Annotated in this window: 24 protein-coding genes and 2 pseudogenes; 21 read left to right on the top strand and 5 right to left on the bottom strand. The window is 69.0% G+C overall.

Features of this window, described 5'->3' with window-relative positions; translation table 11 throughout:
* Window position 1 precedes the first annotated feature (1 nt).
* The 5 genes from galT to AC5Y7V_RS05555 are packed head-to-tail and all read left to right on the top strand — an operon-like array spanning window position 2 to window position 3,556.
* A complete protein-coding gene (gene galT / locus AC5Y7V_RS05535; protein WP_499879056.1) occupies window positions 2-1,084 on the top strand; it encodes a galactose-1-phosphate uridylyltransferase in 1,083 nt (360 codons plus the stop codon).
* Entirely contained in the window at window positions 1,081-2,178 is a 1,098-nt protein-coding gene (locus tag AC5Y7V_RS05540) for a galactokinase (RefSeq protein ID WP_499879057.1), read from the top strand. Before galT ends, AC5Y7V_RS05540 begins: the two co-directional genes overlap by 4 nt.
* Complete coding sequence (locus AC5Y7V_RS05545; RefSeq protein ID WP_499879058.1) at window positions 2,175-2,936, top strand: enoyl-CoA hydratase; 762 nt, start codon at window positions 2,175-2,177, stop codon at window positions 2,934-2,936. The genes AC5Y7V_RS05540 and AC5Y7V_RS05545 overlap by 4 nt, the downstream gene beginning before the upstream one ends.
* Before the next feature lie 58 nt (window positions 2,937-2,994).
* Window positions 2,995-3,222, top strand: a complete 228-nt coding sequence (locus AC5Y7V_RS05550) for a ribbon-helix-helix domain-containing protein (protein ID WP_499879059.1) — start codon at window positions 2,995-2,997, stop codon at window positions 3,220-3,222.
* Complete coding sequence (locus AC5Y7V_RS05555; protein WP_499879620.1) at window positions 3,209-3,556, top strand: type II toxin-antitoxin system PemK/MazF family toxin; 348 nt, start codon at window positions 3,209-3,211, stop codon at window positions 3,554-3,556. Before AC5Y7V_RS05550 ends, AC5Y7V_RS05555 begins: the two co-directional genes overlap by 14 nt.
* Before the next feature lie 33 nt (window positions 3,557-3,589).
* On the opposite strand, the gene AC5Y7V_RS05560 is transcribed toward AC5Y7V_RS05555, so the two are convergent.
* Both AC5Y7V_RS05560 and lpqN read right to left on the bottom strand, forming a co-directional pair.
* The gene (locus AC5Y7V_RS05560) at window positions 3,590-4,075 is read right to left on the bottom strand and encodes a hypothetical protein (RefSeq protein ID WP_499879060.1); all 486 of its coding nucleotides are present in this window, start codon (window positions 4,073-4,075) and stop codon (window positions 3,590-3,592) included.
* Between the two features lie 74 nt (window positions 4,076-4,149).
* Complete coding sequence (gene lpqN, locus AC5Y7V_RS05565) at window positions 4,150-4,824, bottom strand: envelope biogenesis lipoprotein LpqN (RefSeq protein WP_499879061.1); 675 nt, start codon at window positions 4,822-4,824, stop codon at window positions 4,150-4,152.
* A 154-nt stretch (window positions 4,825-4,978) separates the two neighbouring features.
* On the opposite strand from lpqN, the gene AC5Y7V_RS05570 reads away from it, so the two are divergent.
* Window positions 4,979-7,612, top strand: coding sequence for a GH92 family glycosyl hydrolase (locus AC5Y7V_RS05570; protein WP_499879062.1), 2,634 nt, complete (start codon window positions 4,979-4,981; stop codon window positions 7,610-7,612).
* 4 nt (window positions 7,613-7,616) lie between these two features.
* Here the strand turns inward: AC5Y7V_RS05570 and AC5Y7V_RS05575 are convergent, their stop codons facing one another.
* The gene (locus AC5Y7V_RS05575) at window positions 7,617-10,004 is read right to left on the bottom strand and encodes a lysylphosphatidylglycerol synthase domain-containing protein (protein WP_499879063.1); all 2,388 of its coding nucleotides are present in this window, start codon (window positions 10,002-10,004) and stop codon (window positions 7,617-7,619) included.
* Between the two features lie 120 nt (window positions 10,005-10,124).
* On the opposite strand from AC5Y7V_RS05575, the gene AC5Y7V_RS05580 reads away from it, so the two are divergent.
* From AC5Y7V_RS05580 to AC5Y7V_RS05635, 12 genes are all read left to right on the top strand, one after another.
* Window positions 10,125-11,075, top strand: coding sequence for a class I SAM-dependent methyltransferase (locus AC5Y7V_RS05580; RefSeq protein ID WP_499879064.1), 951 nt, complete (start codon window positions 10,125-10,127; stop codon window positions 11,073-11,075).
* 2 nt (window positions 11,076-11,077) lie between these two features.
* On the top strand, window positions 11,078-12,016 hold the full coding sequence (locus tag AC5Y7V_RS05585) for a class I SAM-dependent methyltransferase (RefSeq protein WP_499879065.1): 939 nt from the start codon (window positions 11,078-11,080) through the stop codon (window positions 12,014-12,016).
* 60 nt (window positions 12,017-12,076) lie between these two features.
* Complete coding sequence (locus tag AC5Y7V_RS05590; RefSeq protein WP_499879066.1) at window positions 12,077-13,255, top strand: glycoside hydrolase family 76 protein; 1,179 nt, start codon at window positions 12,077-12,079, stop codon at window positions 13,253-13,255.
* An 82-nt stretch (window positions 13,256-13,337) separates the two neighbouring features.
* Entirely contained in the window at window positions 13,338-14,060 is a 723-nt protein-coding gene (locus AC5Y7V_RS05595) for a FadR/GntR family transcriptional regulator (RefSeq protein WP_499879067.1), read from the top strand.
* Window positions 14,057-14,854 (top strand): MlaE family ABC transporter permease, encoded by a 798-nt coding sequence (locus AC5Y7V_RS05600; protein ID WP_499879068.1) that lies wholly within the window; start codon window positions 14,057-14,059, stop codon window positions 14,852-14,854. The genes AC5Y7V_RS05595 and AC5Y7V_RS05600 overlap by 4 nt, the downstream gene beginning before the upstream one ends.
* A gap of 1 nt (window position 14,855) precedes the next feature.
* Window positions 14,856-15,725, top strand: a complete 870-nt coding sequence (locus AC5Y7V_RS05605) for an ABC transporter permease (protein ID WP_499879069.1) — start codon at window positions 14,856-14,858, stop codon at window positions 15,723-15,725.
* A 5-nt stretch (window positions 15,726-15,730) separates the two neighbouring features.
* Complete coding sequence (locus tag AC5Y7V_RS05610) at window positions 15,731-16,945, top strand: MCE family protein (RefSeq protein ID WP_499879621.1); 1,215 nt, start codon at window positions 15,731-15,733, stop codon at window positions 16,943-16,945.
* Entirely contained in the window at window positions 16,942-17,973 is a 1,032-nt protein-coding gene (locus tag AC5Y7V_RS05615) for an MCE family protein (RefSeq protein ID WP_499879070.1), read from the top strand. The genes AC5Y7V_RS05610 and AC5Y7V_RS05615 overlap by 4 nt, the downstream gene beginning before the upstream one ends.
* Window positions 17,970-19,394 carry a virulence factor Mce family protein gene (locus AC5Y7V_RS05620; RefSeq protein WP_499879071.1) on the top strand — a complete coding sequence of 475 codons (1,425 nt, stop codon included), beginning with the start codon at window positions 17,970-17,972 and terminating at the stop codon, window positions 19,392-19,394. The genes AC5Y7V_RS05615 and AC5Y7V_RS05620 overlap by 4 nt, the downstream gene beginning before the upstream one ends.
* Window positions 19,391-20,848, top strand: a complete 1,458-nt coding sequence (locus AC5Y7V_RS05625; protein WP_499879072.1) for a virulence factor Mce family protein — start codon at window positions 19,391-19,393, stop codon at window positions 20,846-20,848. The genes AC5Y7V_RS05620 and AC5Y7V_RS05625 overlap by 4 nt, the downstream gene beginning before the upstream one ends.
* Window positions 20,845-21,987 carry a virulence factor Mce family protein gene (locus tag AC5Y7V_RS05630; RefSeq protein WP_499879073.1) on the top strand — a complete coding sequence of 381 codons (1,143 nt, stop codon included), beginning with the start codon at window positions 20,845-20,847 and terminating at the stop codon, window positions 21,985-21,987. The genes AC5Y7V_RS05625 and AC5Y7V_RS05630 overlap by 4 nt, the downstream gene beginning before the upstream one ends.
* 3 nt (window positions 21,988-21,990) lie before the next feature.
* The gene (locus AC5Y7V_RS05635) at window positions 21,991-23,541 is read left to right on the top strand and encodes an MCE family protein (RefSeq protein WP_499879074.1); all 1,551 of its coding nucleotides are present in this window, start codon (window positions 21,991-21,993) and stop codon (window positions 23,539-23,541) included.
* Between the two features lie 5 nt (window positions 23,542-23,546).
* Here the strand turns inward: AC5Y7V_RS05635 and AC5Y7V_RS05640 are convergent, their stop codons facing one another.
* Complete coding sequence (locus AC5Y7V_RS05640) at window positions 23,547-24,248, bottom strand: TVP38/TMEM64 family protein (RefSeq protein ID WP_499879075.1); 702 nt, start codon at window positions 24,246-24,248, stop codon at window positions 23,547-23,549.
* A 73-nt stretch (window positions 24,249-24,321) separates the two neighbouring features.
* On the opposite strand from AC5Y7V_RS05640, the gene AC5Y7V_RS05645 reads away from it, so the two are divergent.
* Both AC5Y7V_RS05645 and AC5Y7V_RS05650 read left to right on the top strand, forming a co-directional pair.
* Entirely contained in the window at window positions 24,322-24,564 is a 243-nt protein-coding gene (locus tag AC5Y7V_RS05645) for a type II toxin-antitoxin system Phd/YefM family antitoxin (protein ID WP_499879076.1), read from the top strand.
* A 3-nt stretch (window positions 24,565-24,567) separates the two neighbouring features.
* Window positions 24,568-24,831 (top strand): annotated as a pseudogene (locus tag AC5Y7V_RS05650) (PIN domain-containing protein); the annotation flags it as partial.
* 154 nt (window positions 24,832-24,985) lie between these two features.
* Here the strand turns inward: AC5Y7V_RS05650 and AC5Y7V_RS05655 are convergent.
* Window positions 24,986-25,264, bottom strand: a pseudogene (locus AC5Y7V_RS05655) (hypothetical protein); the annotation flags it as partial.
* Between AC5Y7V_RS05655 and AC5Y7V_RS05660 the strand changes: the two are divergent.
* Window positions 25,247-25,486 carry an antitoxin gene (locus tag AC5Y7V_RS05660; protein WP_499879622.1) on the top strand — a complete coding sequence of 80 codons (240 nt, stop codon included), beginning with the start codon at window positions 25,247-25,249 and terminating at the stop codon, window positions 25,484-25,486. The pseudogene AC5Y7V_RS05655 and the gene AC5Y7V_RS05660 overlap by 18 nt on opposite strands.
* Window positions 25,487-25,503: the final 17 nt, after the last annotated feature.

Here is a 25,503-nt window from a genome sequence, read left to right on the forward strand (position 1 = left end):
CGTGACAGCGCCTACGCGGGCAACGCTGGCCGACGGCCGGGATCTGCTGTTCTTCGCGCTGCCCGGCCACCGCCCGGCGCCGGTCGAGGACCGTAGGCCGTTGCCGCCGCGCGCCCCGGACCAGTCGCAGCTGCGGTTCGACCGGTCGACGGGGCAATGGGTGATCGTCGCGGCGCTGCGCCAGGACCGCACCTACAAGCCGCCGGCCGACCAGTGCCCCCTGTGCCCGGGACCGACCGGCCTGACCAGCGAGGTACCCGCCCCGGACTACGACGTCGTGGTGTTCGAAAACCGGTTCCCGAGCCTGTCGGGCGGCGGGCAGCCCGTGGGCGCGCCCGCCGGTGACGGCTTCGTGTCGGCCCCGGGCAGCGGCCGCTGCGAGGTGATCTGCTTTTCCAGCGACCACACCGGGTCGTTCGCGCAGCTGGAACCCGCGCACGCCCGCCTCGTCGTCGAGGCGTGGCGGCACCGCACCGCGGACCTGCTGGCCGCGCCGGGCATCGAGCAGGTGTTCTGTTTCGAAAACCGCGGCGAGGAAATCGGGGTGACGCTGACCCATCCGCACGGTCAGATCTACGGCTATCCGTTCCTTACCCCGCGAACCGCCGGCATGCTGGATCAGGCGGGCGCACATCGAATGCGCCACGGCTCCAACCTCTTTGCCGACCTGCTGGCGCGCGAAGTCGCGGACGGCTCTCGCATCGTCGCGCGCACCGAGCTGTTCACGGCGTTCGTGCCGTTCGCGGCGCGCTGGCCGGTCGAGGTGCACATCTACCCGAACCGGTTCGTGCACAACCTCGTCGAGCTCGGCAAGGACGAACTGGACGCGTTCGCGCTCATCTACCTCGACGTGCTGGGGCGGTTCGACCGGATGTATTCGGCCCCGCTGCCCTACATTTCGGCGCTGCATCAGTTCGTCGCCACCGACGCCCAGGCCGACGGCTACTTTCACGTCGAGCTGATGTCGATCCGGCGCAGCGCGACCAAGCTCAAGTATCTGGCCGCCTCGGAATCGGCGATGGACGCGTTCATCAGCGACGTCACGCCCGAGGCCGTGGCCGCGCGGCTGCGGGAGCTGTCATGACGGTCCGCTACGCCGCCCCGGGGCGGGTCAACCTGATCGGGGAGCACACCGACTACAACCTTGGCTTCGCGCTGCCGATCGCGCTGCCGCAGCGCACCGTAGTGACGTTCGCGCCGGACCGCACCGATGCGATCACCGTGCACAGCCAGCGCGCGCAGGGCGCGGTGCGGTTCCCGCTCAACACCGTTCCCCGCCAGGTGGAGGGCTGGGCCGCCTACGTCGCCGGGGTGGTGTGGGCGCTGCGTCAAACCGGCCAACCGATTCCCGGCGGCACGATGTCGATCACCAGCGAGGTGGAGATGGGCACGGGCCTGTCCTCCTCGGCGGCACTGGAATGCGCCGTCCTGGGGGCGCTCGCGGCGGCCGCGGGCATGCGCATCGACGAAAAGGAGCAGGCGCGGCTGGCCCAGCGCGCCGAGAACGACTATGTCGGCGCCCCAACGGGTTTGCTCGACCAGCTGGCCTCCCTGTACGGGGAACCGTCGACGGCGCTGTTGATCGACTTTCGCGACCTCACCATCACGCCGGTGGCGTTCGACCCGGAAGCGAGCGGGGTCGTGTTGCTGCTGATCGACTCCAGGTCCCGGCATACTCACGCCGGCGGCGAATACGCCGCCCGCCGCAAATCGTGCGAGCGCGCGGCCGCCGACCTGCGGGCGTCGTCGTTGCGTGAAGTCTGGGATCGTGGGCGCGCGGAGTTGAACGCCGTCGGCAACCCGATCGATGCCCGCCGCGCGCGCCACGTCCTCACCGAGAACGGCAGGGTACTGGATTTCGTTGCGGCCTTGGGTAATTCGGATTTCGTCGAAGCGGGCCACATCCTGACCTCGTCGCACGTCTCGATGCGCGACGACTTCCAGATCACCACCGAACACATCGACCTGATCGCCGATACCGCGGTGGGCGCCGGCGCCCTGGGCGCCCGGATGACCGGCGGCGGATTCGGCGGCTGCGTGATCGCGTTGGTGCCGGAGCGCCGGGCGGACGCGGTCGCCGATTCGGTGCGACGGACGGCGCTCGCCGCCGGTCACCCGCGGCCGATCATCACCCGAACCCGCGCGGGCGCGGGCGCGGGGTCCGAGGAGCGCCCATGACGCAGCCTCTGGCGTCGGCCCACCACGACGGTATCCGGGTGCTGACCCTGAACCGGCCCGAGGCGCGTAACGCCTTGAGCCGCAGCCTCGTTGAGGCGCTGTACGACGCGCTCTGTGCCGCCGACGACGACGAGAGCGTGTCCGTCGTCGTGCTGACGGGCGCCGACCCCGCCTTCTGCGCGGGCGTCGATCTGAAGGAAGCCGCGCGCAAGGGCAGGGACTACTTCGAGGTGTACGAGTCGCACGACTGCGTGACCCGCGTCGGCCGGATGCGCACCCCCGTCATCGGCGCCGTCAACGGGCCGGCGTTTACCGGCGGCCTCGAGATCGCGCTCGGTTGCGACTTTCTCATTGCCTCCGAGCGCGCCATCTTCGGCGACACCCACGCGCACGTCGGCATCCTGCCCGGCGGGGGCATGACCGCCCGACTGCCGCAACTCGTCGGCGCGGCGATGGCCCGCCGCATGTCGATGACCGGTGAAATCGTGGACGCCCGCCGGGCCGAACAAATCGGCTTGGTCACCGAGGTCGTCGCCCACGCCGACCTACTGCCCCGGGCCCTCGAGCTCGCCGCCCAAGTAGCCGCCGTGCCGCGGGTGACCATGCGGGGGCTCAAGGAGATCTATCGCCGCGGGTCGGCGGCGGTCATCGAACCCGCGCTTGCCGCCGAACAGAGCATCGCCGGCTCGCAAGCGCCCGCCGCGGATCTCGACGAGGCCTATCGCAGGGTGGCCGAGCGCAATCGCCGGCAGCGGTGACCCTCCGCGCGGGGTAGAAATCGTTGCTACCATCTTCCTACCGCAGTAGTATCGAGGCGTGAAACTCAGCGTGAGCCTCTCGGAGGAAGACGTTGCGGTGCTCGACGCCTACGTCGAAGAGGCTGGGCTGCCTTCTCGTTCGGCGGGGTTGCAGCGCGCGGTCCAGCTGCTGCGCTATCCCGCTCTCGAGGATGACTACGAGCAAGCCTGGGGCCAATGGTCCAGTGACGATCAAGGCGGGTGGGAATCCACCAGCGGAGATGGCATCGACGATGAGGCGAGGTGAAATCTGGCAAGTCGACCTCGATCCAGTCCGCGGCAGTGAGGCGAACAAGAAGCGGCCTGCCGTCATCGTCAGCAACGATCGGGCGAACGCCACGGCTTCGCGCCTCGGTCGCGGGGTGGTCACTGTCGTCCCGGTGTCCAGCAATGTCGACAAGGTCTACCCGTTTCAGGTGCGATTGGCGGCGCCCGCCAGTGGGCTCACCCTCGATTCGAAGGCCCAAGCCGAGCAAGTCAGATCCATTGCGACACAACGGCTCATCCATCGAATCGGTCGAATCTCCCCGCGTGAACTCGTCGATCTCGACAATGCGCTGAGGCTTCACCTTGGTCTTTGACGTTCCCCCGCGGGCCCTGACTAACCGCAACCTTTAGCTGGCCGGCGTGAACTTGACGGCGCCCAGGTGCATCCGGTCGACGGCTTCGGCGAACTCCTCCCGGGTCGGAATCCGCTGGTCGCGGAATTTCAGTCCGATCATTCGCTGGGCGCGCTGCACGCCGTAGGACTCGGCGCAGCGGTGGAAGAGGTCGGAGACGATGGTGCGGTCGCGGATCAGCTCGCCGCGCATGGCCGTCGTTTTGCCGTCGTAGACGACGCTGGCCGTCGCGCCGTCGCGGAAGTTCTGCTTCCACGGGGCGCCGGTCAGCGCGTACAGATCATGGTCGATCACGTGGGCGCTCACGGGAATCGTGAACGGCCGACCCGTCTTTCGCCCGGTGAAGCTCAACACCATCAGCTGCTTGCGTGCCGGTCCGGCGAGCGGGGTACGGAGCAGGAACCCGAGCACCGGGTTGACGAGGCGCAGTAGTGCCGACGGCGGATGTCCGGCGTCTATCGCATACGACTGTTCTGGCATGCCAACACCGTAAGGCCAATCGGGCGCCGCGGCGTAGCGAGTTTCGCCGCCGCGGCGCCTCGAAAGGCCGACGATCAGGGGGTGATGGTCGTTTGGTCGTCGATGATGTTGGCGGCGTCCATCAACGGCGCCTCATCGGCCTGCAGCGCGTCTGCGTTGAGCTGCAGCACGAACACCGCGCCCTGGCTGGGAATCACCACCGTCTTCTGCGCGACGGCCCGGGTCTTGCCGTCCTTCTGGTACGAGCCCTTGATCTGCCAGGCCTGAAAGCCCCCGAGCGTCGAGGCCCGGCCGTTGCCGGTGCCCTGATAGCCGGGCAGTCCGAGCAGCTCGTTGGGGGCGTACTGGATGATCTTCGCGGGGTCGACGTCACCGGTCAGCTTCGAGTAAAGCGCCGAGATGGTGGGGGGATCGGACGGATTGGACGGCTGCGCCAGGACGATGCCGCCGTAGGACGTGCCGGCGTTCTGGTTGAGCTGCCAGCCCGCGGGCACCGGCAGGTCGACGTTGGGTCCGGGGTCGCCGTGGTGCACCGGGGTCTCGGTGATGTGGGCGTCCCGGATGTAGTCGGCGATCGTCGGGCCGCCCTGCGCGCTCGGCGTCGCGGAGGTCGTCGACGTGGATGTCGACGTCGACGTCGAGGTGGATGTCGATGTCGATGTTGATGGTGCTGACTTGTTGCTAGAGCCGCACGCCACGAGCGCCAGACTCAGCGCCACGGTAACCGTTGCTGCGGTCAAGTGTTTCATCAATCAAATCTCCCCAACCTAGGGCCGGCACCAGCGCCAGCCACGCGGAATGAGACTAGCCGACGAGGGTGGCAAACGTTGCTAGTGGATTTCTCCGAATTCCCGCACCGCCGAAATAACGCGCGAAGAGGCGGTTATGCAGTAGAGAACAGCTATGCGGTCACGCAGGGCCCTCATCGCGGTGGTCGCGGCGGGCGCCATTTTCCTGACGTTCGTTGCGGCGGCCCCGCCGATCGCGTACGACGGTGAGCCGCCGCTCGTGACCAATCCCGTCGACCACGTCGACACCCTCATCGGCACGGGCACCGGCGGTGAGACGGTGGGGGAGATCAACGGCTTTCCCGGCGCCTCCGCGCCCTTCGGAATGGTGCAGTACTCGCCGGACACCGCCGGCAACTACGCCGGCTACAACTACGACAACCCGCGCGCGACCGGGTTCAGCATGACGCACGCCTCGGTGGGCTGCCCCGCGTTCGGCGACATCTCGATGCTGCCGACCACGACCCCGATCGGCGGGCAGCCGTGGAACGCCTGGGAACGAATCGCCCACGACGACACCGAGCAGGGCGCGCCGGGTTACTACACGGTGCGGTTTCCCGGCACCGGCGTGACCGCCGAACTCACCGCCACCACCCGCACCGGCATCGGCCGCTTCCGCTATCCGCGCAACGGCCGGCCCGCGCTGTTCCACGTGCGCTCCGGCGCGTCGCTGGCGGGCAATTCTCGCGCCGCCATCGAGATCGGCGAGGACAACACCACGATCACCGGGTGGGCGACCAGCGGCGGGTTCTGCGGCAAGCGGAACACCTACACGGTGTATTTCGCGATGAAGTTCAGCCGGCCGTTCATCTCCCACGGCGCCTGGGACGGCTATTCCGTCTATGCCGGCGCCCGCACCGCGGTGTCGCCCTACAGCGGGGGCTACGTGGAGTTCCCGCCCGGCGCGACGCTCGAGGTGCGGACCGCGATCTCCTACGTCGGCATCGACGGCGCGCGCGCGAACCTGGCGGCCGAGGGCAACGCGAGCTTCGACGATGTGCGCGCCGCCGCGGCTTCCGACTGGAATGCCAAGCTGTCGTGCATCGCGGTGGCCGGCCGGAAGGTGGGCAACCTGGACGCCTTCTACACCTCGCTGTACCGGTCGCTTTTGCACCCCAACACGTTCAACGACGCCGACGGGCGCTACATCGGTTTCGACGGCGTCATCCACACCGTGGAGAAGGGACGCACCCAGTACGCCAACTTCTCCGACTGGGACACCTACCGGAGCCTGGCCGCCCTGCAGGGACTGCTCTTCCCCAAGCAGGCCAGCGACATGGCCCAATCGCTGGTCAACGACGCCGAACAGAGCGGATCGTTTCCCCGTTGGGCGCTGGCGAATTCGGCGACCGGCGAGATGAGCGGGGACAACGTGGTTCCGCTCATCGCCAACCTGTACGCCTTCGGCGCCAAGGACTTCGACGTCCACACGGCGTTGCGCTACATGGTGAACGCGGCGACGAAAGGCGGCGCCGGGCTGGGCGGCTACGTGGAGCGGCCCGGCATCGCGACCTACCTCGGGTTGGGCTACGCGCCGCACACCGTCGAGTTCGGCGGCGGCTGGATCTCCGACGCCTCAATCACCCTGGAGTGGTCGGTCGACGACTTCGCCATCTCCCGATTCGCCGAATCGCTGGGCGACACCGCGACCGCCGCCGAATTCCAGATCCGCGCGCAGTACTGGCAGAACGTGTTCAATCCCAGCACCCGCTACATCTCGCCTCGCAGCACGATGGGGTTCTTCCGCGACGGCCCCGGATTCGTCGATTCCCCTTCGGGTTTCGGCCAGGACGGGTACGACGAGGGCAACGCCGAGCAGTACGTGTGGTGGGTGCCGCAGAACGTCGCCGGCCTGGTGACGGCCCTCGGCGGCCGCGCCGCGGTCGTCGCGCGTCTCGACCGGTTCACCGAGAAGCTCAACGAGGGCCCCAACGAGCCCTACCTCTGGGCCGGCAACGAGCCGGGCTTCGGGGTGCCCTGGCTGTACAACTACGTCGGCCAGCCCTGGAAGACTCAGCTCACGGTCGACCGGGTCCGCGGGCTGTTCGGTCCGACGCCCGACGGCGCACCGGGCAACGACGACCTCGGGGCGCTGTCCAGCTGGTACGTGTGGGCCGCCCTCGGCCTGTACCCGAGCACCCCGGGGACGCCGATCCTCACCGTCGCCACACCGCTGTTCGACCGCGCCGTAATCACCCTTCCCCAGGGCGGATCCATCCGGATGTCCGCCCCGGGCGCATCCGGGCCGCACCGCTTGCGCTACATCAGCGGCCTGTCCGTCGACGGGCAGGCCACCGACCGCACGTGGCTCCCGGAACGGGTCGTCCGCGCCGGCGGCGATCTGAAGTTTTCGCTGGCCGCCTACCCGGACAAGTCCTGGGGCACCGCCGAGGACTCCGCGCCGCCGTCGTTCGGCGCGGGAAGCTCGGCGGTCACCGTCAACGTCGCGCGTCCCATCGTCGCGATCGCGCCCGGGCACGCCGGCACCGTGAACGTCGACCTGCAACGGATGGTCGACGGCGTCGACGGCTTCCGCATCACCGGCACGTCCTCCGACGAAGGGGTGACGGTGGCGCCCGCGTCCGGGACATTCGGCGCCGACGGGGCGGCCACCGTGGACGTCGGGGTCACCGTGGCGCAGTCGGTGCCCGACGCGTACTACGCGCTGTTCCTCAGCACCTCGGCCGGCGAAACCGTGCGGGGCTCAATCGTTTTCGTCTCCGTTCGCAGCGGTCCCGACGAGCCCTGACCCCTCAGATCATCTCGTTCTCGGTCAGCCACCGCATCACCGGCCAGCCGGCGAACACGGGCAGCCAGCAGGTGAGCACGCGATACAGCAGTACCGACGGCACGCCGACGGCCGCGGGTATCCCGAACGCGGCCAGCCCACCGATCAGGGCGGCCTCCACGGCGCCGACACCGCCGGGCGTCGGGGCGGCCGAGGCCAGCGTCCCGCCGACCATCGTCACCACCGTGCAGGTGACGAACGTGGCGCCGCCGCCGAAGGCCTCGATGCTGGTCCAAAGCGCCAGCGCCGCACCGAGAGTCGTCCCGGCACAACCGAGCACGATCAACCCCAGCCGCTTCGGTTCCCGTGCCACCTCGAGGAGGTCGCCGCCGAGCTCTTTCAGCCTCGGGCGCAGGTCCGTGGCCAGCCACCGCCGCAGCCGCGGCACCAACAGTAAGGTGCCGACGCCGCCCAGTGCGACACCCGCGATCAGGTACAGCACCGTGGCGCTCGGGACGTAGTGCGACAGGTCCATCTGCGCGCCCGCGACGGTGGTGAACAGGATCAGCAAGACCAGGTGCATGATCACCTGCACCGCTTGCTGCAGCGCCACCGCGGTCGTGGCCCGCACCGCGGACAGCCCGCCGCCCTTCTGCAGGTACCGCGTGCTGAGCGCGAGCCCGCCGACCCCGGCGGGCGTGGTGGTCGCGGCAAAAGTGTTGGCCAGCTGGGCTATCGACAGCTTCCAGAAGACCACCGATTCGTTGGCGCTCGCCCACAGGGCGGCCGCGGCGCCCACATACGTCAGCGCCGAAATGACCAGGCCCAGAAGTGCCCACCACCAGTTCGCCCGGCTCACTTGGGAAACGAACGTCGGCACGGTGCTGATGAACGGGTACGCGACATACACGAGAGCGACCAGCAGCACCAGCTGGATGACCTGCCTGCGGGTGAACCGGGTGATCGTCTCGGGCTTGATCTGATCCGCACCGGTCTGCCGTTTCACCTCGGCGCGGGCGCCGGAGATCACGGTGCCGGCATCGGCGATCGACCGCCGGAGTTGTTTGGGCATGGCCGATTTCGTGAGCCGGCGCGAAGCGCTCAGCACGGTGTCCTTGCCGAACGCGTCGATCGCGGCGCCCACCGCCGATTCCGAGTCGTACAACGCCGACGTCGTCACCAGCAGTTGCGCGATGTCGGACTGCAGTTGGGTCTCGGTGGCCCCGTACTCGGCGTTGCCGAACCCGCCGAAGAGCACGCGGCCGTCGTCGACCGTGATCGTCGCCGCGCGCAGGTCGCCGTGGGAGATCTGGTGGTCGTTGAGGGTTCGCAGCGACTCCCATGCGCGCTCGACCGGGGTGGCCTTGGCGCACCGGTCGAGCGTCGTTCCCCGAATAGGCCTGTGGGAGTACAACATCCAGCCGCGGTCAAGGGGGGCGACGGCGATGGTCGACGTGTTCGCCAGGCCCAGGTCGCCGACGGCGATGGCCATCAGCGCGCGGTGCTCGACGGCGCGGCGCATCGACGCGACCAGCGGTGCGGTCTCGCGGGAGCGCAGCCGAAGCTTGCGCCACAACTGAAGCAACGCCCCGCCGCTGCGCTGGTGCGGGCCATACAACTCGATCAATGCCTCGTCGGAGGCCGAATCGGAATCCATGCAGGCGGCCGACAACACGAGCGGCCCCGGCCCCGCGGGCCGGACCACCCGAAGCGCGGAGACCACGCATCCGCGTTTGGCCAGCGCGCGCACCGTGGCCTCCAGCGGGACCTCGAGCGCCGGGGTGCCGACGATCAGCACCACCAGCGCGCCGACGAACCACCCGACCGCCAGCCCCAGCAAGGTGCGCGCCGGCACGATGGCGCTGATGAACAGGTGAATCGGCACGAAGGCCAGCAGCAGCGTCCACCACCAGTGCCGCCAGCGCGCGGGCAGCCAGGGACCCGACACGGTCAGGACGGCCGCGAGCAGAGCGATCCAGCGCGGGTCGTCCAGGATCTGGGCCAGCACGGTCTGCGGCCGATCGGTGAGGTCGAAATGCCAGCGCGGCGCCGAGAAGCCGTTGCCGCCGATCGACAGCGGCAGCACCGCCAGCAGCCCCGCGGCCGCGTAGGCGCCGAGCATCTTCCATTGCCGGGCCGCGACCAACCCGATCAGGATCGCGAACGGCAGAGCCAGGATCGCGATTCCGTACACCAGGTAGACGAGGTCCGACTGGGTGGGGGTCAGCACCCCGACGATCTCCGATATCGACTTCTCCAGCGCGACCCACTGCGGGCGGGTGATCAGCGAACCGGCGATCACGATCGCGAAGAAGACGACCGTCGCGGCGAGCCGAAGGATGTCGTTGGTCCGCCGGTTCAGCGGTTGCAGCAAGTTGCCCGAAACGCTGATCTCGCGCCCGTCAACTCGCATGTCGAGACCTTAACCGGATACTTGCCGGTCAGGGCGCATGAACCTGACGGACAGGTTGTTCACATGCGGCGCGCGTAGGGTCGATTCGTAGTCGTGCTAGCGAATTGGAGGGGACCGGACGTGGCCAGAACCGACAACGACACGTGGGAGATCACCGAGAGCGTGGGCGCGACCGCGCTGGGCGTCGCGGCGGCCCGCGCGGCGGAAACCGAGAGCGAAAACCCGCTGATCAGCGACCCGTTCGCGCGCATCTTCCTCGACGCCGCCGGCGAGGGCATGTGGAACTGGTTCGCCGCCCCTGACCTGCCCGCCGAAATCGAAGAAGCCGACCCCGACCTGCTGCCGCGCATGCGCGGAATGGTCGGGTACATGGCGGCCCGGACGGCGTTCTTCGACGGGTTCTTCCTCGACGCGACTCGCGCCGGCGCGCTCCAGGTGGTGATCCTGGCCGCGGGCCTGGACTCGCGGGCATGGCGGCTGCCCTGGCCGGACGGCACGACGGTGTTCGAGCTCGACCAGCCGCGCGTGCTGGAGTTCAAGTCCTCGACATTGGCCGAGCACGGCGCGCAGCCGACGTGCAACCTGGTGCACGTGCCGATCGACCTGCGCCACGACTGGCCGGACGCGTTGCGGGAGGCAGGTTTTGACGCCTCCGCGCCGAGCGCCTGGTCGGCCGAGGGGCTGCTGCCGTTCCTGCCGGCGGCGGCGCAAGAGCTGCTCTTCGAGCGGGTCCATGCGCTCGGCACGCCCGGCAGCCGGATCGCCGTGGAGGCGCCCGGCCCGGGCTTCATGGACCAGGCCGCCCGCGACAGGCAGCGCCAGAGCATGCAGCGGGTGCGCGAGCTGATGGCCAGGTTGCAGCCCGAACGCGATATCCCCGAAGTCCAGGACCTGTGGTACTTCGAGGAGCGCGAGGACGTCGGCGATTGGCTGCGCCGACACGGCTGGGACGTGACGGTGACGCCGGCCGCGGAGCTGATGGCCGGCTACGATCGCCGGCCGCCCGAGGGCATCGAGGACGCAGTCCCGCGAGCCTTGTTCGTGTCGGCACAGCGGACCGAGGGGAACTGAGCGTGGCCAGGACCGACGACGACACCTGGGAGATCACCGAGAGCGTGGGTGCGACGGCCCTGGGCGTGGCCTCGGCGCGCGCCATGGAGACCGAGAGCGACAACCCGTTGATCAGCGACCCGTTCGCGCGGGTCTTCCTCGACGCCGCCGGCGACGGGCTGTGGAACTGGTACTCCGCGTCGCAGCTGCCCGCCGAGGTCCTTGAGGCCGAACCGACTCTGCGGTTGCAGATGAAGGCGATGGTCGGCTACATGGCTTGCCGCACGGCGTTTTTCGATAAGTTCTTCGTCGACGCGAGCGAGGCGGGCATCCGCCAGGCGGTGATCCTGGCGGCGGGTTTGGACTCGCGGGCGTGGCGGCTGCCCTGGCCGGACGGTGTCACGGTGTACGAGCTCGACCAGCCGCGGGTGCTGGAGTTCAAATCGTCGACGCTGGACGCGCACGGGGCCCAGCCCGCCTGCAACCGCGTCGCCGTCCCGGTGGACCTGCGTCAGGATTGGCCGACGGCGTTGCGGCAGGCGGGTTTTGACCCCTCGGCGCCCAGCGCCTGGTCGGCCGAGGGCCTGATGCCCTATCTGCCCGCCGCGGGCCAGGACCTGTTGTTCGAACGCGTCGACGGGCTCGCCGTCCCCGGCAGCCGGGTCGCGGTGGAAGCGCTGGGCCCGAAGTTCCTCGACCCGGAGTTCCGCGCCAACCGTCGCGCGCGCATGGAGCGGATCCGGGCCCTGGTCACCAAACTGGACCCGCGGCGCGAGATCCCCAACAACGAGGAGTTGTTCTACTTCGAGGAGCGCGAAGAGGTCGGTGACTGGTTCGGCCGCCACGGCTGGGCGGTGACGGTGAAGTCGGGCGGCGAGCTGATGGCCGAGCACGATCGCCGAGCCCCGAAAGAGGTCGAGGACCAGGTTCCGGGGAACCTGTTCGTGACCGCGCGGCGATAAACTCAGCTGCACGGTTTCCGGGCCCCGGCGATCGCTGCCAGCAAAGGGGAACTCGAGCGGATGGATCGCCCGAACAAGGGGATCAGCCGGCGCGATGTGCTTTTCGCGATCGCGGGCGCCTTCGCGCTCACCGCGGTGATACAGCCGACGCAGGCGGTGGCGATTACGGAGAAGTCGTCCCTCGGGCCGGTGGGGCCCGCGGAGCGGGCGGACCTGGCGGAGCGGGCGGTCATGGCGCGGCACGTTCACCCGCTCTGGTGGCACTCCGGGGTACAACTCGGCACGCTGCACTGGCCGTCGTCGCTGTTCGACCGATTGTTGTTGGCGCGCTGGTGTTACTGGTGGCAGGCCCACCTGCTGGACTGTGCGGTGGATGCCGCGTGCCGCGCACGCACCCCCGAACGCGTCGACCGGATCGGTGCCATCGCGCGCGGCATTCACACCCGCAATCTCACCGGCTGGACCAACGCGTACTACGACGACATGTCTTGGCTGGCACTGGCGCTCGAACGCGCCGACCGGCTGCTCGGAGTCCGGTTCGACGATGCCGTTCCGAAGCTGCGGACCGCCCTGCTCGACGGCTGGAATCCGGCGGTCGGCGCGGTGCCCTGGAAGCGCGGCCACGATTACTACAGCACCTCCGCAATCGGTCCGACCGGCATCGCGCTGGCGCGTCTGGGCGAACTGTCCCGCGCCGAATCCCTCGCCGATTACCTGCACACCCGGCTGCGCGACACCGAAAGCGGCCTCATCATCGACGGCGTGCACGAACCCGGCGGGCCGGTGAACCGCTCCCTGATGACCTACTGCCAGGGCGTGGCCATCGGGCTGGAGACCGAATTGGCCCTGCGCACAAGCGATTCGAGCCATCGCGACCGGGCGGCGGCGCTCGTCGCCGCGACCTCCGACAGGCTCGCCGACGCGGGCGTGATCGCCGGGGCCGCTGGGAACGACTCCGGGCTGTTCATGGGCATCCTGGCCAGATATCTCGCCCAGACCGCGCTGGCCCTGGGCGACACCACCGCCGCCCAGCTCGTGCACGCCTCCGCGCGGGCGGCCTGGGACAACCGCGCCGAGGTGGACGGGCTGCCGCTGTTCGGTGCGCATTGGGCTCGCCCGGTCACCGTGCCCTCGTTGCTGGCGACGTCGTCGCCGAACCAGAGCCGCGATCTCTCGGTACAGCTGAGCGGGTGGATGCTCCTCGAGGCGGACTACCAGCTCACCTCCGCCGGGCACTGAGCTCACCGCGGCCCGGCGTTGACAGCACGACACACTGGTCTGACCACTTGACGTCTGACCTCCGACCAATCACACTTCACCCATGGCGCTGCAGCCGGTGATCCGCCGATCGGTGCCCGAAGAGGTGTTCGAGCAGATCGCGACCGACGTGCTCAGCGGCGAGATGCAGCCCGGCGAGGCGTTGCCCAGCGAACGGCGGTTGGCCGAGGTTTTCGGGGTATCTCGGCCGGCCGTTCGCGAGGCGCTCAAGCGCCTTTCGGCGGCCAGCCTGGTCGAGGTGCGCCAGGGCGGCGTCACGACCGTGCGTGATTTCCGCCGACACGCCGGCCTTGACCTGCTGCCGCGCTTGCTGTTTCGCAACGGCGAGCTCGACCTCGCCGTCTTCCACAGCATGCTCGAGGCCCGGCTGCGCATCGGCCCGAAGGTCGCCGAGCTGGCGGCCGAACAGCGCGGGCCGGAATTGGCCGGATCGCTGGAGGACGCGTTGCGGGTCCTCGAGCGCCGCCAAGACCCGGTCGAGTGGCAACGCGCCACGCTCGCGTTCTGGGATCACGTGGTCGACGGCGCCGGATCGATCGTGTTCCGGTTGATGTACAACGCTTTTCGCGCCGCCTACGAGCCGGCGCTGGATGCCCTGGCCACCGCCATGACAAGCGAGGTCAAGCGTCCGGGCGGCTACCGGAAATTGGCCGACGCGATCCGTGCCGGCGATCCGGCCGCGGCGAAGAAGGCCGCCCAGGACATGCTCGAACTCGCCAACACCTCGATGACGGCCGCGCTCGACCGCCGGGGGAAGCGTCGATGAGCACCCACACCGTGATCACCGCCTACCTGCGGGGCCAGGTTCAGCCCGGCATCGACGCGATCGGCGGTTTCTTCCGCACCTGCGTCCTGACCGGAAAGGCCTTGTTCCGGCGCCCCTTTCAGTGGCGGGAGACGATCGAGCAGGGCTGGTTCATCACCAGCGTCTCGCTCCTGCCCACGCTCGCGGTCGCGATTCCGCTGACCGTGCTCATCATCTTCACGCTCAACATCCTGCTGGCCGAGTTCGGCGCCGCCGACATCTCCGGCGCGGGTGCGGCGCTGGGCGCGGTCACGCAACTGGGGCCGCTGACCACCGTCCTGGTGATCGCCGGCGCCGGGTCCACCGCGATCTGCGCCGACCTGGGCGCCCGCACCATCCGCGAGGAGATCGACGCGATGGAGGTACTCGGCATCGACCCGATCCACCGGCTGGTGGTGCCCCGCGTCGTCGCCGCGACCATCGTCGCCACCCTGCTCAACGGCGCCGTGATCACCATCGGGCTGGTCGGCGGATTCATTTTCGGCGTTTACATCCAACACATTTCGGCCGGCGCCTACGTCGGCACCCTGACCCTGATCACCGGCCTGCCCGAGGTGGTCATCTCGGTGGTCAAGTCGGCCATCTTCGGAACCATCGCCGGCCTGGTCGGCTGCTATCGCGGCCTGACCACGAAGGGCGGGCCCAAGGGCGTCGGAACCGCGGTCAACGAGACGCTGGTGTTGTGCGTGATCGCGCTGTTCGCGGTCAACGTGGTGCTGACCACGATCGGGGTGCGGTTCGGGACGGGGCGCTGACGTGTCGAGTGCCGCGGTGTTCCGGTCCCGCTACCCGCGGACCGCCGCCAACCTCAACCGCTACGGCGGCGGCGCGACTCGAAGGCTCTGGCAGATAGGGATTTTCGCGAGGTTCACCCGGATCAGCGTCGGGGAGATCGGGTGGGCGTTGCGCCACTATCGGCGGGAGACGCTGCGGCTCATCGCCGAGATCGGCATGGGCACCGGCGCGATGGCCGTCGTCGGCGGCACCGTCGCGATCATCGGCTTCGTCACCCTGTCCGGCGGTTCGCTGATCGCCATCCAGGGCTTCGCGTCGCTGGGCAACATCGGCGTCGAGGCGTTCACCGGATTCTTTGCCGCACTGGCGAACACCCGAATCGCCGCGCCCATCGTCGCCGGGGTCACGCTGGCCGCCACGGTCGGCGCCGGCGCCACCGCCCAGCTGGGCGCCATGCGGATCAGCGAGGAGATCGACGCCCTGGAAGTCATGGGCATCAAGTCGATCTCGTTCCTGGTCTCCACCCGGATTCTGGGCGGGCTGGCGGTGATCGTGCCGCTCTACGCGCTGGCGCTCGACATGGCGTTCACGTCGGGTCAGGTCGTCACGACGGTGTTCTACGGCCAGTCGAACGGCACCTACGAGCACTACTTCCGCACCTTCCTGCGGCCCGAGGACGTGGGCTGGTCGGTTCTCGAGGTCGTCATCATCGCGGTGGTCGTGATGATCACCCACTGCTACTACGGCTACACCGCCAGCGGCGGCCCGGTCGGCGTCGGCCAGGCCGTGGGCCGCTCGATGCGATTCTCATTGGTCTCGGTGGTGGTCGTCGTCCTACTGGCCCAGTTGGCGCTTTACGGCGTCGACCCCAACTTCAACCTCACGGTGTGACGGCGATGACGGCGCCGGCGACGCGGAAGAACCGACGGGCGTGGGTGTACGTCGAGGGTGTGATCCTGCTGGCGGCCTGCGGGCTGGTTCTTGCGTTGGTGTACTTGCAGTTTCGGGGCGACTTCACGCCCAAGACCCAGCTGACGATGGTGGCCTCGCGGGCCGGGCTGGTGATGGAAACGGGATCGAAGGTCACCTACAACGGGGTGGAGATCGGCCGGGTGTCGCACATCTCGGAGATCGAGCGCGACGGCCGGCCGGCGGCCAAGCTGATGTTGGACGTGAATCCGCGCTACCTCAACCTGATTCCGGCCAACGTGGTGGCCAACATCGAGGCGGCCACCCTGTTCGGCAACAAGTACGTGTCGCTGACCTCGCCGGAGGACCCGGCGCCGCGGCGCATCTCGCCGCACGACGTGATCGACGTGCGGTCGGTCACCACCGAATTCAACACGCTGTTCGAGACGGTGACGTCGATCTCCGAGAAGGTCGATCCGATCGAACTGAACGCGACGCTGTCCGCGCTGGCGCAGGCGCTGGACGGCCTCGGGTCCAAGTTCGGCCAGTCGATCGTCAACGGCAACGAGATTCTGGCGCAACTGAACCCACGGATGCCGCAGATCCGCTACGACGTGCGCCGGTTGGCGGACCTGGCCGACGTGTACAGCGGCGCCTCACCGGATCTGTGGGACTTCCTGCGCAACGCGGTGACCATCGCGCGCACGCTGACCAGGCAGCAGGGCGACCTGGACGCCGCGCTGCTGGCGGCGGTGGGCGTGGGCCGCACCGGCGAGGAGGTCTTCGCCAAGGGCGGGCCGTACCTGGCGCGCGGGGCCGCCGACCTGGTGCCCACCGCCGAACTGCTGGACACCTACAGCCCCGAAATGTTCTGCACCATCCGCAATTTTCACGACGCCGCGCCCGAAGTCGCCAAAGCGGCCGGCGGCAACGGCTATTCGCTGTCGGCCGCCGGCTCGCTCATCGGGGCGCCGAACCCGTACGTCTATCCGGACAACCTGCCCCGGGTGAACGCCCGCGGCGGACCCGGGGGCCGGCCGGGCTGCTGGCAGAAGATCACCCGGGACCTGTGGCCGGCCCCGTATCTGGTGATGGACACCGGTGCCAGCCTGGTGCCCTACAACCACCTCGAGCCCGGCCAGCCGCTGGCCACCGAATACGTCTGGGGCCGCCAATACGGGGAGAACACGATCAACCCATGAGAACCACTGGCACAGCGGTCAAACTCGGCGCCTTCTGGTTGGTGCTGGCGATGTTCACCGTGATGATCATCATCGTGTTCGGCCAGGTGCGCTTCGGCCACACCACCGGGTACTCCGCGGTGTTCACCGACGCGAGCGGGCTTCGAGCCGGGCAGTTCGTCCGCGCGTCGGGGGTCGAGGTCGGCAAGGTCTCCAAGGTGACGCTGATCGACCGGGACGCGCGAGTGCTGGTGGAGTTCAACGTGGATCGCTCGCTGCCGCTCGATCGGGCCACGACCGCGTCGATCCGCTACCTCAACCTGATCGGCGACCGTTACCTGGAGCTCAAACACGGCGACAGCGGGCAGCGGCTGGCGCCCGGGGGCACGATCCCACTCGAGCACACCCAGCCCGCGTTGGATCTCGACGCGCTGATCGGCGGGTTCCGCCCGCTTTTCAAGGCGTTGGACCCGAACAAGGTGAACAGCATCGCGCAGTCGATCATCACCGTGTTCCAGGGCCAGGGCGCCACCATCAACGACATCCTCGACCAGACCGCCGCGCTGACCGCGGCGCTGGCCGACCGCGACAAGGCGATCGGCGAGGTCGTCACCAACCTCAACACCGTGCTCGCCACCACCGTCAAGCATCAGAAGGACTTCGACCGGACGGTCGACAACTTGGACCTGTTGATCACCGGGCTGAAAAACCGGGCCGACCCGCTGGCCGCGGCGGCGGCGCACATCAGCGACGCGGCCGGAACCCTGGCCGACCTGCTGGGTGAGGACCGGCCGTTGCTGCACGGCACCCTCGAGCGCCTCGAGGGCATCCAGCAACCGCTCATCAACGACCTGCCCACCCTGGACGGCGTGCTGGCCAAGCTGCCGAACGCGTTTCGCGTCATCGGCCGCGCCGGTGGCATCTACGGCGACTTCTACAACTTCTACCTGTGCGATATCGCGATCAAGGTCAACGGATTACAGCCCGGCGGTCCGGTGCGCACCATCAAGCTCTTCGGCCAGCCCACCGGGAGGTGCACGCCGCAATGAGAACGCTGACGGAGTTCAACCGCACCCGAGTCGGCCTGACGGGCGCGCTGGTCACGCTGCTGGCCGTCGGTGTGGGACAAAGCTTTACCAGCGTGCCGATGCTGTTCGCCACGCCCACCTACTACGCCCAATTCGCCGACACCGGCGGCATCAGCGCCGGCGACAAGGTCGAGATCGCCGGGGTGAACGTCGGCCTGGTGCGCTCGCTGGCGATCCACGGCAACCGGGTCCTGGTGGGCTTCTCGATGCCCGGCCGGACGATCGGGCGGCAGAGCCGCGCCGCGATCCGCACCGACACCCTGCTCGGCCGCAAGAACATGGCGATCGAAAACCGCGGGGCGGATCCGTTGCGGCCCAACGACGTTATCCCGTCGGGGCAGACGACCACGCCCTATCAGATCTACGACGCATTCGTCGACGTCACGAAGGCCGCGACCGACTGGGACATTGACGCCGTCAAACGGTCGCTGAACGTCTTGTCCGAGACGTTCGATCAGACCGCGCCGCACCTGAGCGCCGCCCTTGACGGGGTGGCCAAGTTCTCCGACACCGTCGGCAGGCGCGACGATCAGCTCAAGCAACTGCTGGCCAACGCCGGCAAGCTCACCCGCGTGCTCGGCGACCGCAGCCGGCAGGTCGACGGGTTGCTGGTCAACGCCAAGACCCTGCTGGGCGCGTTCCGGCAGCGCAGCCAGGCGCTGAGCATCCTGCTGAGCAACGTGTCGGCCGTGTCGACCCAGGTGTCCGCCCTGATCAACGAAAACCCCAACGCCCATCGCGTGCTGGAGCAATTGGGCACCGTCAGCGACGAATTGGTGAAGCGGAAAAAGGAATTGGCCGATGTGCTGGTGCTGCTCAGCCGATACACCGCGTCCCTGACCGAGGCCGTCGCGTCCGGGCCCTACTTCAAGGCGATCGTGGCGAACCTGCTGCCCTACCAGATCCTGCAGCCGTGGGTGGACGCCGCATTCGAGAAGCGGGGCATCGACCCGGAGAACTTCTGGCGCGGAGCCGGCCTGCCGGAGTTCCGCTGGCCCGACCCCAACGGCGGGCGGTTCCCCAACGGCGCCCCGCCGCCGGCGCCGCAAGTGCTGGAGGGCACGCCGGACCATCCGCAACCGGCCGTCCCGCCGGGATCGCCGTGTTCGTACGCCCCGGCCGCCGACAGCCCGCCGCGGCCCGGAAACCCCTTGCCGTGCGCGCTTTCCGAGCAGGGCCCGTTCGGGCCCGTCGCCGGCGGGTTCCCGGCGCCGCTGGACGTTGCGACGTCGCCACCGAACCCCGACGGCCCACCGCCCGCACCCGGCATCCCGAGCGCCGGCCGGCCGGGGCAGACCCCGCCGGCCGTCCCCGGCACCCCGGCGCCGCTTCCGACGCACGCACCACCCGGCGCGCGCACCCACGGGACGGGGGACCGATGAGCACCATCTTCGACGTCCGCAACCTGCGACTGCCGCAGGTGTCCGGGCGGGTGATCGTGGTCGCGGCGCTGGCGGCGGTCTTCGTGTTCATCGCCGCCGTCGCCGGGACGCAGCTCTACCGCAGGCTGACCAACACGACCGTCGTCGCGTACTTCCCCGAGACCCTCGCGCTGTACCCGGGCGACAAAGTTCAGATCATGGGCGTGCGCGTCGGCTCGATCGACAAGATCGAGCCGGACGGCGACAGGATGCGAGTCACGTTGCACTACAGCAACGAATTCAAGGTGCCCGCCACGGCGACCGCCTCGATCCTGAACCCCAGCCTGGTCGCCTCGCGCACCATCCAGCTGTCACCGCCCTATACGGACGGACCGACGCTGCGCGACGGCGACGTCATCCCGATCGAGCGCACCCGGGTGCCCGTCGAGTGGGACCAGCTGCGCGATTCCATCAACGGCATCCTGCGTCAGCTCGGCCCGACACCCCAGCAACCGAAGGGACCGTTCGGCGACATCATCGAATCGGCCGCGGACAACCTGTCCGGAAAAGGCAAGCAGGTCAACGAAACCCTGAACAGCTTGTCGCGGGCACTGACCGCGCTCAACGAGGGCCGGGGCGACTTCGTCGCGATAACGCGAAGCCTGGCCCAGTTCGTCACCGCGCTGTACCAGAACGACCAACAGTTCGTCGCGCTCAACGACGACCTCGCCGAGTTCACCGGCTGGTTCACCAAATCCGACCACGACGTGACCGACACGGTCACCCACCTCGACGACGTGCTCACCACCGCCCGAAAGTTCGTGAACGACAACAGGTCCGCGCTGAGCCACGACGTCAACAACCTCGCGGACGCGACCACCACACTCCTGCAACCCGAAGCGCGGGACGGCCTGGAGACCGCGCTGCACGTGCTGCCCACCTTCGCCGGCAACTTCAACAACCTGTACCACCCCGCGCACAGCTCGCTGGTGGGCTTGTTCGAGTTCACCAACTTCGCCAACCCGATTCAGTTCATCTGCAGTGCGATCCAGGCCGGCAGCCGGCTGGGCTACCAGGACTCCGCCGAGCTGTGCGCGCAGTATCTGGCGCCCGTTCTGGACGCCATCAAGTTCAACTACCTGCCGGTCGGCCTGAACCCGTTCAACTCGGCGGCCACCCTGCCCAAGGAGGTGGCGTATTCCGAGGAGCGGCTGCGTCCGCCGCCCGGATACAAGGACACCACCGTCCCCGGAATCTTCTCGCGCGACACCCCGTTTTCGCATGGCAACCACGAACCGGGCTGGGTCGTCGCGCCGGGGATGCAGGGCACCCGGGTGCAGCCGTTGACCGCCGACATGCTGACCCCCGAATCGCTTGCCGAGCTGATGGGCGGCCCCGACGCCGGGCCGCCGCCGCCCGGAACCAATCTGCCCGGACCGCCCAACGCCTACGACGAGTCGGGGCCGGGACGGTGAGCGCGCTTCGCCGCGGGCTGGTGTTGCTGCTCGCCCTGCTGCTGGTGCCCGTGGTGCTGACCTCGTGCACCTGGCAGGGCATCGCCAACGTGCCGCTGCCGGTCGGGCGCGGCACCGGCGCCAATCGGATGACCATCTACGTGCAAATGCCGGACACGCTGGCGCTCAACACCAACAGCCGGGTGCGGGTCGCCGACGTGTGGGTAGGAACCGTGCGCGCCATCGCGCTGAAGAACTGGATCGCCACCCTGACGCTCGACCTCGATCCGGGCGTGCGGCTGCCGGCGAACGCGACCGCCAAGATCGGCCAGACGAGCCTGCTCGGCACCCAGCACGTCGAGCTTGCCGCGCCGAAAAACCCGTCGGCGCAGCCCTTGCGGAGCGGCGACACCATCGCCCTGAAGAACTCCTCGGCCTACCCCACCGTCGAGCGCACGCTGGCGAGCGTCGCGGTCATCCTCAACGGCGGCGGCCTGGCCAACCTCGACGCGATCCAGACCGAGGTGGTCAACATCCTCGACGGCCACGCCGGCCAGGTTCGCGAATTGCTCACGCGGCTGGACGCATTCGTCGCCGAGCTGAACCGCCAACGCGACGACCTCATCCGGGCGATCGATTCGACCAATCAGCTGCTGACCATCGTCGCCAACCGCGACGACACGCTGGACCGGGTACTCACCGAGATCCCGCCGCTGATCCAGCATTTCGCCGACACCCGCAATCTGTTCGCCGACGCCACCGAATCCCTCGGCCGGTTCAGCGACGTCGCCAACCGGGCGCTGGCCGATGCCCGCCCCAACCTCAACCGGAACCTGCAGTCGCTGCAGCGGCCGCTCAGCCAGCTCGGCCTGGCTTCGCCCTACGTGGTCGGAGCGCTGAAACTGGGCCTCACGGCGCCGTTCAACATCGACCACATCACCCAGGTGATCCGCGGTGACTACGTCAACCTGTCGCCCGTGCTCGACCTGACGCTGTCCAGCCTCGACAACGCGATGCTCAGCGGAACCGGGTTTTCCGGGGCATTGCGCGCGCTCGAGCAGGCGTGGGGACGGGACCCGAACACCATGATCCCGGACGTGCGCTACACGCCCAACCCCAACGACGCCCCCGGGGGGCCGCTGGTGGAAAGGGGCGAATGAAAGATGTTGCCCCGCGTCGTCAGAACGCAGCTGGCCGTGTTGGCGGGGGTGGCGGTGGCCGCCGTCCTCGTCCTCGGGCTGTACTACCTGCGGCTGCCCAGCCTCGCCGGCGTCGGCCGCTACACCGTCTACGCCGAATTGCCGCAATCCGGCGGGCTGTATCGCACCGCCAACGTCACGTACCGGGGCATCACCATCGGCAAGGTCACCGGCGTCGAACCGACCGCGCGCGGGGCCCGGGCGACCATGAGCGTCGACAACCGCTACCAGATACCGGCCGACGCGTCGGCCAACGTGCACTCCGTCTCCGCGATCGGCGAGCAGTACATCGACCTGGTGTCGACCGCCAACCGCGGGCCGTACCTGCGAAACGGGCAGACGATCACCAAAAGCACCGTCCCCAGCCAGATCGGCCCGGCGCTCGACGCCGCGAACCGCGCGTTGGCGGTGCTGCCCAGGGAGAAGGTCGCCTCGGTCCTCTACGAGGCCTCACAGGCCCTGGGTGGGTTGGGACCGTCGCTGCAGCGGCTGGTGGACGCCACCCAGGCGATCGCCCACGACTTCCGGGGCAGCATCGGCGACGTCGACGACATCATCGCGCGTTCGGCGCCAGTCATCGACAGCCAGGCCAATTCCGCCGACACGATCCGGCGGTGGGCCGCCAACCTGAACACCCTGACCGCGCAGGCCGCACAGCAGGATCCGGCGGTGCGGCGCATCCTGGCCAATGCGGCGCCGACCGCCGAGCAGGTGAACGCCACGTTCGGCGACGTGCGGGAGGCGCTGCCGCAGACGCTGGCCAATCTCGAGGTCGTGATCGACATGCTCAAGCGCTATCACAACGGCGTCGAGCAGGCGTTGGTGTTCTTGCCGCAGTCGGGTGCCATCGCCCAGTCGGTGACCGCGAACTCGCCCGGCCAGGCGGCGCTCGGCGTCGGCGCGATCGCGCTCAACCAGCCGCCGCCGTGCCTGACCGGCTTCCTGTCCGCGTCGGAGTGGCGCGCGCCGGCCGACACCAGCGGCGCGCCGCTACCGGCCGGCACCTACTGCAAGATCCCCATGGACGCGACGAATGTGGTTCGCGGAGCGCGTAATTACCCGTGCGTGGACACGCCCGGCAAGCGGGCGGCGACCCCGCGCGAGTGCCGCAGCACCGAGCCGTACGTGCCGCTGGGCACCAACCCCTGGTACGGGGACCCCAACCAGATCCTCACCTGCCCGGCACCGGCCGCGCGCTGCGACCAACCGGTGAAACCGGGTCAGGTGATACCCGCGCCGTCGGTCGACAACGGCCTCAACCCGCTGCCCGCCGACCAGCTCCCGGGCACCCCGCCGCCGGTCAGCGATCCGCTGCAGCGCCCGGGCTCGGGCACGGTCCAGTGCATCGGGCAGCAGCCCAACCCGTGCTTCTACACCCCGGGCGCGCTCCCCGCGGCGCTTTACGACGTGCGAAGCGGCAAGGTCGTCGGGCCCGACGGAGTGGTGTATTCCGTTGCGAATTCGACCAATATCGGCGACGAGGGATGGAAGCAGATGCTCGGACCCGCGGGCTGAAACGCCTACGGCGTCTCGGCGGCCCCGCCCCGCGCCTGTGCGCGCCATTTCCGAAAGCCGTGCCGCGCCGCGAACGCGCCGACGATGGCGCTCACGCACCACACCGCGATCGCCGCGTAGGCCAGCGGCGACGACAGGTGCCTGATGGAGGCGCCCAGCGCGGTGTAGGCGAATGCCCTTGGCGCCGAACCGATCAGCGAGCCGACCGCCATCTGCCACAACGGAACGCCGAAAGCCCCGAACGCGTAGGAGGCAAGCGCATCGGAGATGCCCGGGACGAATCGCTGACCCACGACCGCCCACAGCCCGCGCCGCTCGATCAGCGCGTCGATGCGGTCGGCGCGCTGCCGGCCCAGCAGGGCTCGCGCGCTGTCCCGCCCGGCCCGGCGGCCGACAAGACTCGCGACCGTCGCCGTGCCCACCGCCGCGCCCAGCGTCACGAAGACCCCCAGCAGCGGTCCGAACAGCATCCCGCTGCCCGCCGCCAGGATCGAGCCCGGCACGAACAGGGTGCCAAGGACCGCCGACACCACGACGTAGGCCAGCGGCGCCGCCGGGCCCGTCGCCGCGACCGCGCGCCGGATCTCGTCGATGTCGATGACCCGCGCCACGGCCACCAGGTAGAACATCGCGGCCAGGAAGGCGGCGAACACCGCGAGCCGCGCGATGTGGCGGCGCCGGGATAAAGGTGGGGATCTGTCGACCATGGTGACCGCGATTCTTCCGCACCGGAGGTGAGCTCGCCGCAATCCATGGTAGCAGTTCTGCTACCATGGATTGATGGCGACCATTCCCCAGAAGGAACTTCGCAATAACGTCGGCGAGGTGCTGCGCCGGGCAGAAGCGGGCGAGGAGATCACGATCACGGTTGCGGGCCGGCCGGTAGCGCAGCTCGGTCCCACCGGGCAGAAGCGATGGGTGAGCGGGCCGGCACTGCGCGCGGTCTGGCGCGCCCCGGCCCCGAAAACGCTTGGCGCAGAACTTGAGCGGTTCCCCGCTTCGATCGTCGACCCCTTCGTGTAGCGGATGCGCGCAGTCCTGGATACCTCGGTCCTGATCGGGGACGAACCAGCACCAAACGTCGAGGCCGCGATTAGCGTTGCCTCGATCGCCGAGCTCCACTTTGGCGTCCTTGTCGCCGGCGACGATGACGAACGGGCCTCTCGCACGGCGCGGCTGGGCGCAATCGAATCCGCGTTTGACCCGATTCCGATCACGGCCGAGATAGCTCGAGAATGGGGTCGGCTATCGGCCGCCGTGAGGAATCGGGGCGGCCAGCCGCGGCGCCGCTCAATCGATCTCGTAATCGCCGCCACCGCAAACATTCACCGGGTGCCGCTCCTCACCCACCACACCGGTGACTTTCAGATCATCAGCGACCTCGTGGACGTTCGCCACCCGTCGAATGTTCAGCCGGCCGAGCCGGATGACACCATCCCCTCGGCTAGCGCAGACCAAGCGCGGCGCGCAGCCGATCCGCGTCCATCCCGCCGCGACCGGCCGCGTCGGCGGGAAACGAGTCCAGAAGTTTGATCAGGTCGCCGCGACGGGTGGGGTCGTCGGCGGCCTGCCGCGGGGTGCGGCCGTCAAGCGCGGGAAGGGACGTGTCGAGCCAGTTGGCCTCGTAGTCGCGGATGAATTCGTTGAGGGCCGCGGCGATCTCGGGGTCGTCGGGATCGGGTACGTTCCCGGCCGAGGACGGAAACTGCTTGGCCAGCTCCGCACCACTATTGATCTGCCCGACGACCTGCATCAGCTGGCGCTGGCGATTGCACGGGATACGCACCGCACGCTGAGCGAGACTGTCGCCGACCTCATCCGGCGCGGCCTCGGAGCCGGCAACACTTCCACGATCACCAGGGATTCGAGGACGGGACTGCCGTTGGTGAGTCTTGGGACGGTCGTGACTTCCGAGGACGTGCGCTCTCTGGAGGACGAGGTGTGACGTTGCGGTGCTCATTT

This window comes from Mycobacterium sp. NGS34, assembly GCF_059812845.1.

Excerpts from the sequence above, each read along its gene's own strand:
- AC5Y7V_RS05615 (WP_499879070.1), top strand. The coding sequence starts at position 16,942 with ATGAGAACCACTGGCACAGCGGTCAAACTCGGCGCCTTCTGGTTGGTG.
- AC5Y7V_RS05590 (WP_499879066.1), top strand. The coding sequence starts at position 12,077 with ATGGATCGCCCGAACAAGGGGATCAGCCGGCGCGATGTGCTTTTCGCG.
- lpqN (WP_499879061.1), bottom strand. The coding sequence starts at position 4,824 with ATGAAACACTTGACCGCAGCAACGGTTACCGTGGCGCTGAGTCTGGCG.
- AC5Y7V_RS05555 (WP_499879620.1), top strand. The coding sequence starts at position 3,209 with ATGAGGCGAGGTGAAATCTGGCAAGTCGACCTCGATCCAGTCCGCGGC.
- AC5Y7V_RS05610 (WP_499879621.1), top strand. The coding sequence starts at position 15,731 with ATGACGGCGCCGGCGACGCGGAAGAACCGACGGGCGTGGGTGTACGTC.
- AC5Y7V_RS05575 (WP_499879063.1), bottom strand. The coding sequence starts at position 10,004 with ATGCGAGTTGACGGGCGCGAGATCAGCGTTTCGGGCAACTTGCTGCAA.
- AC5Y7V_RS05635 (WP_499879074.1), top strand. The coding sequence starts at position 21,991 with ATGTTGCCCCGCGTCGTCAGAACGCAGCTGGCCGTGTTGGCGGGGGTG.
- AC5Y7V_RS05600 (WP_499879068.1), top strand. The coding sequence starts at position 14,057 with ATGAGCACCCACACCGTGATCACCGCCTACCTGCGGGGCCAGGTTCAG.
- AC5Y7V_RS05570 (WP_499879062.1), top strand. The coding sequence starts at position 4,979 with ATGCGGTCACGCAGGGCCCTCATCGCGGTGGTCGCGGCGGGCGCCATT.
- AC5Y7V_RS05640 (WP_499879075.1), bottom strand. The coding sequence starts at position 24,248 with ATGGTCGACAGATCCCCACCTTTATCCCGGCGCCGCCACATCGCGCGG.
- AC5Y7V_RS05645 (WP_499879076.1), top strand. The coding sequence starts at position 24,322 with ATGGCGACCATTCCCCAGAAGGAACTTCGCAATAACGTCGGCGAGGTG.
- AC5Y7V_RS05540 (WP_499879057.1), top strand. The coding sequence starts at position 1,081 with ATGACGGTCCGCTACGCCGCCCCGGGGCGGGTCAACCTGATCGGGGAG.
- AC5Y7V_RS05545 (WP_499879058.1), top strand. The coding sequence starts at position 2,175 with ATGACGCAGCCTCTGGCGTCGGCCCACCACGACGGTATCCGGGTGCTG.
- AC5Y7V_RS05595 (WP_499879067.1), top strand. The coding sequence starts at position 13,338 with ATGGCGCTGCAGCCGGTGATCCGCCGATCGGTGCCCGAAGAGGTGTTC.
- AC5Y7V_RS05625 (WP_499879072.1), top strand. The coding sequence starts at position 19,391 with ATGAGCACCATCTTCGACGTCCGCAACCTGCGACTGCCGCAGGTGTCC.
- AC5Y7V_RS05560 (WP_499879060.1), bottom strand. The coding sequence starts at position 4,075 with ATGCCAGAACAGTCGTATGCGATAGACGCCGGACATCCGCCGTCGGCA.
- AC5Y7V_RS05620 (WP_499879071.1), top strand. The coding sequence starts at position 17,970 with ATGAGAACGCTGACGGAGTTCAACCGCACCCGAGTCGGCCTGACGGGC.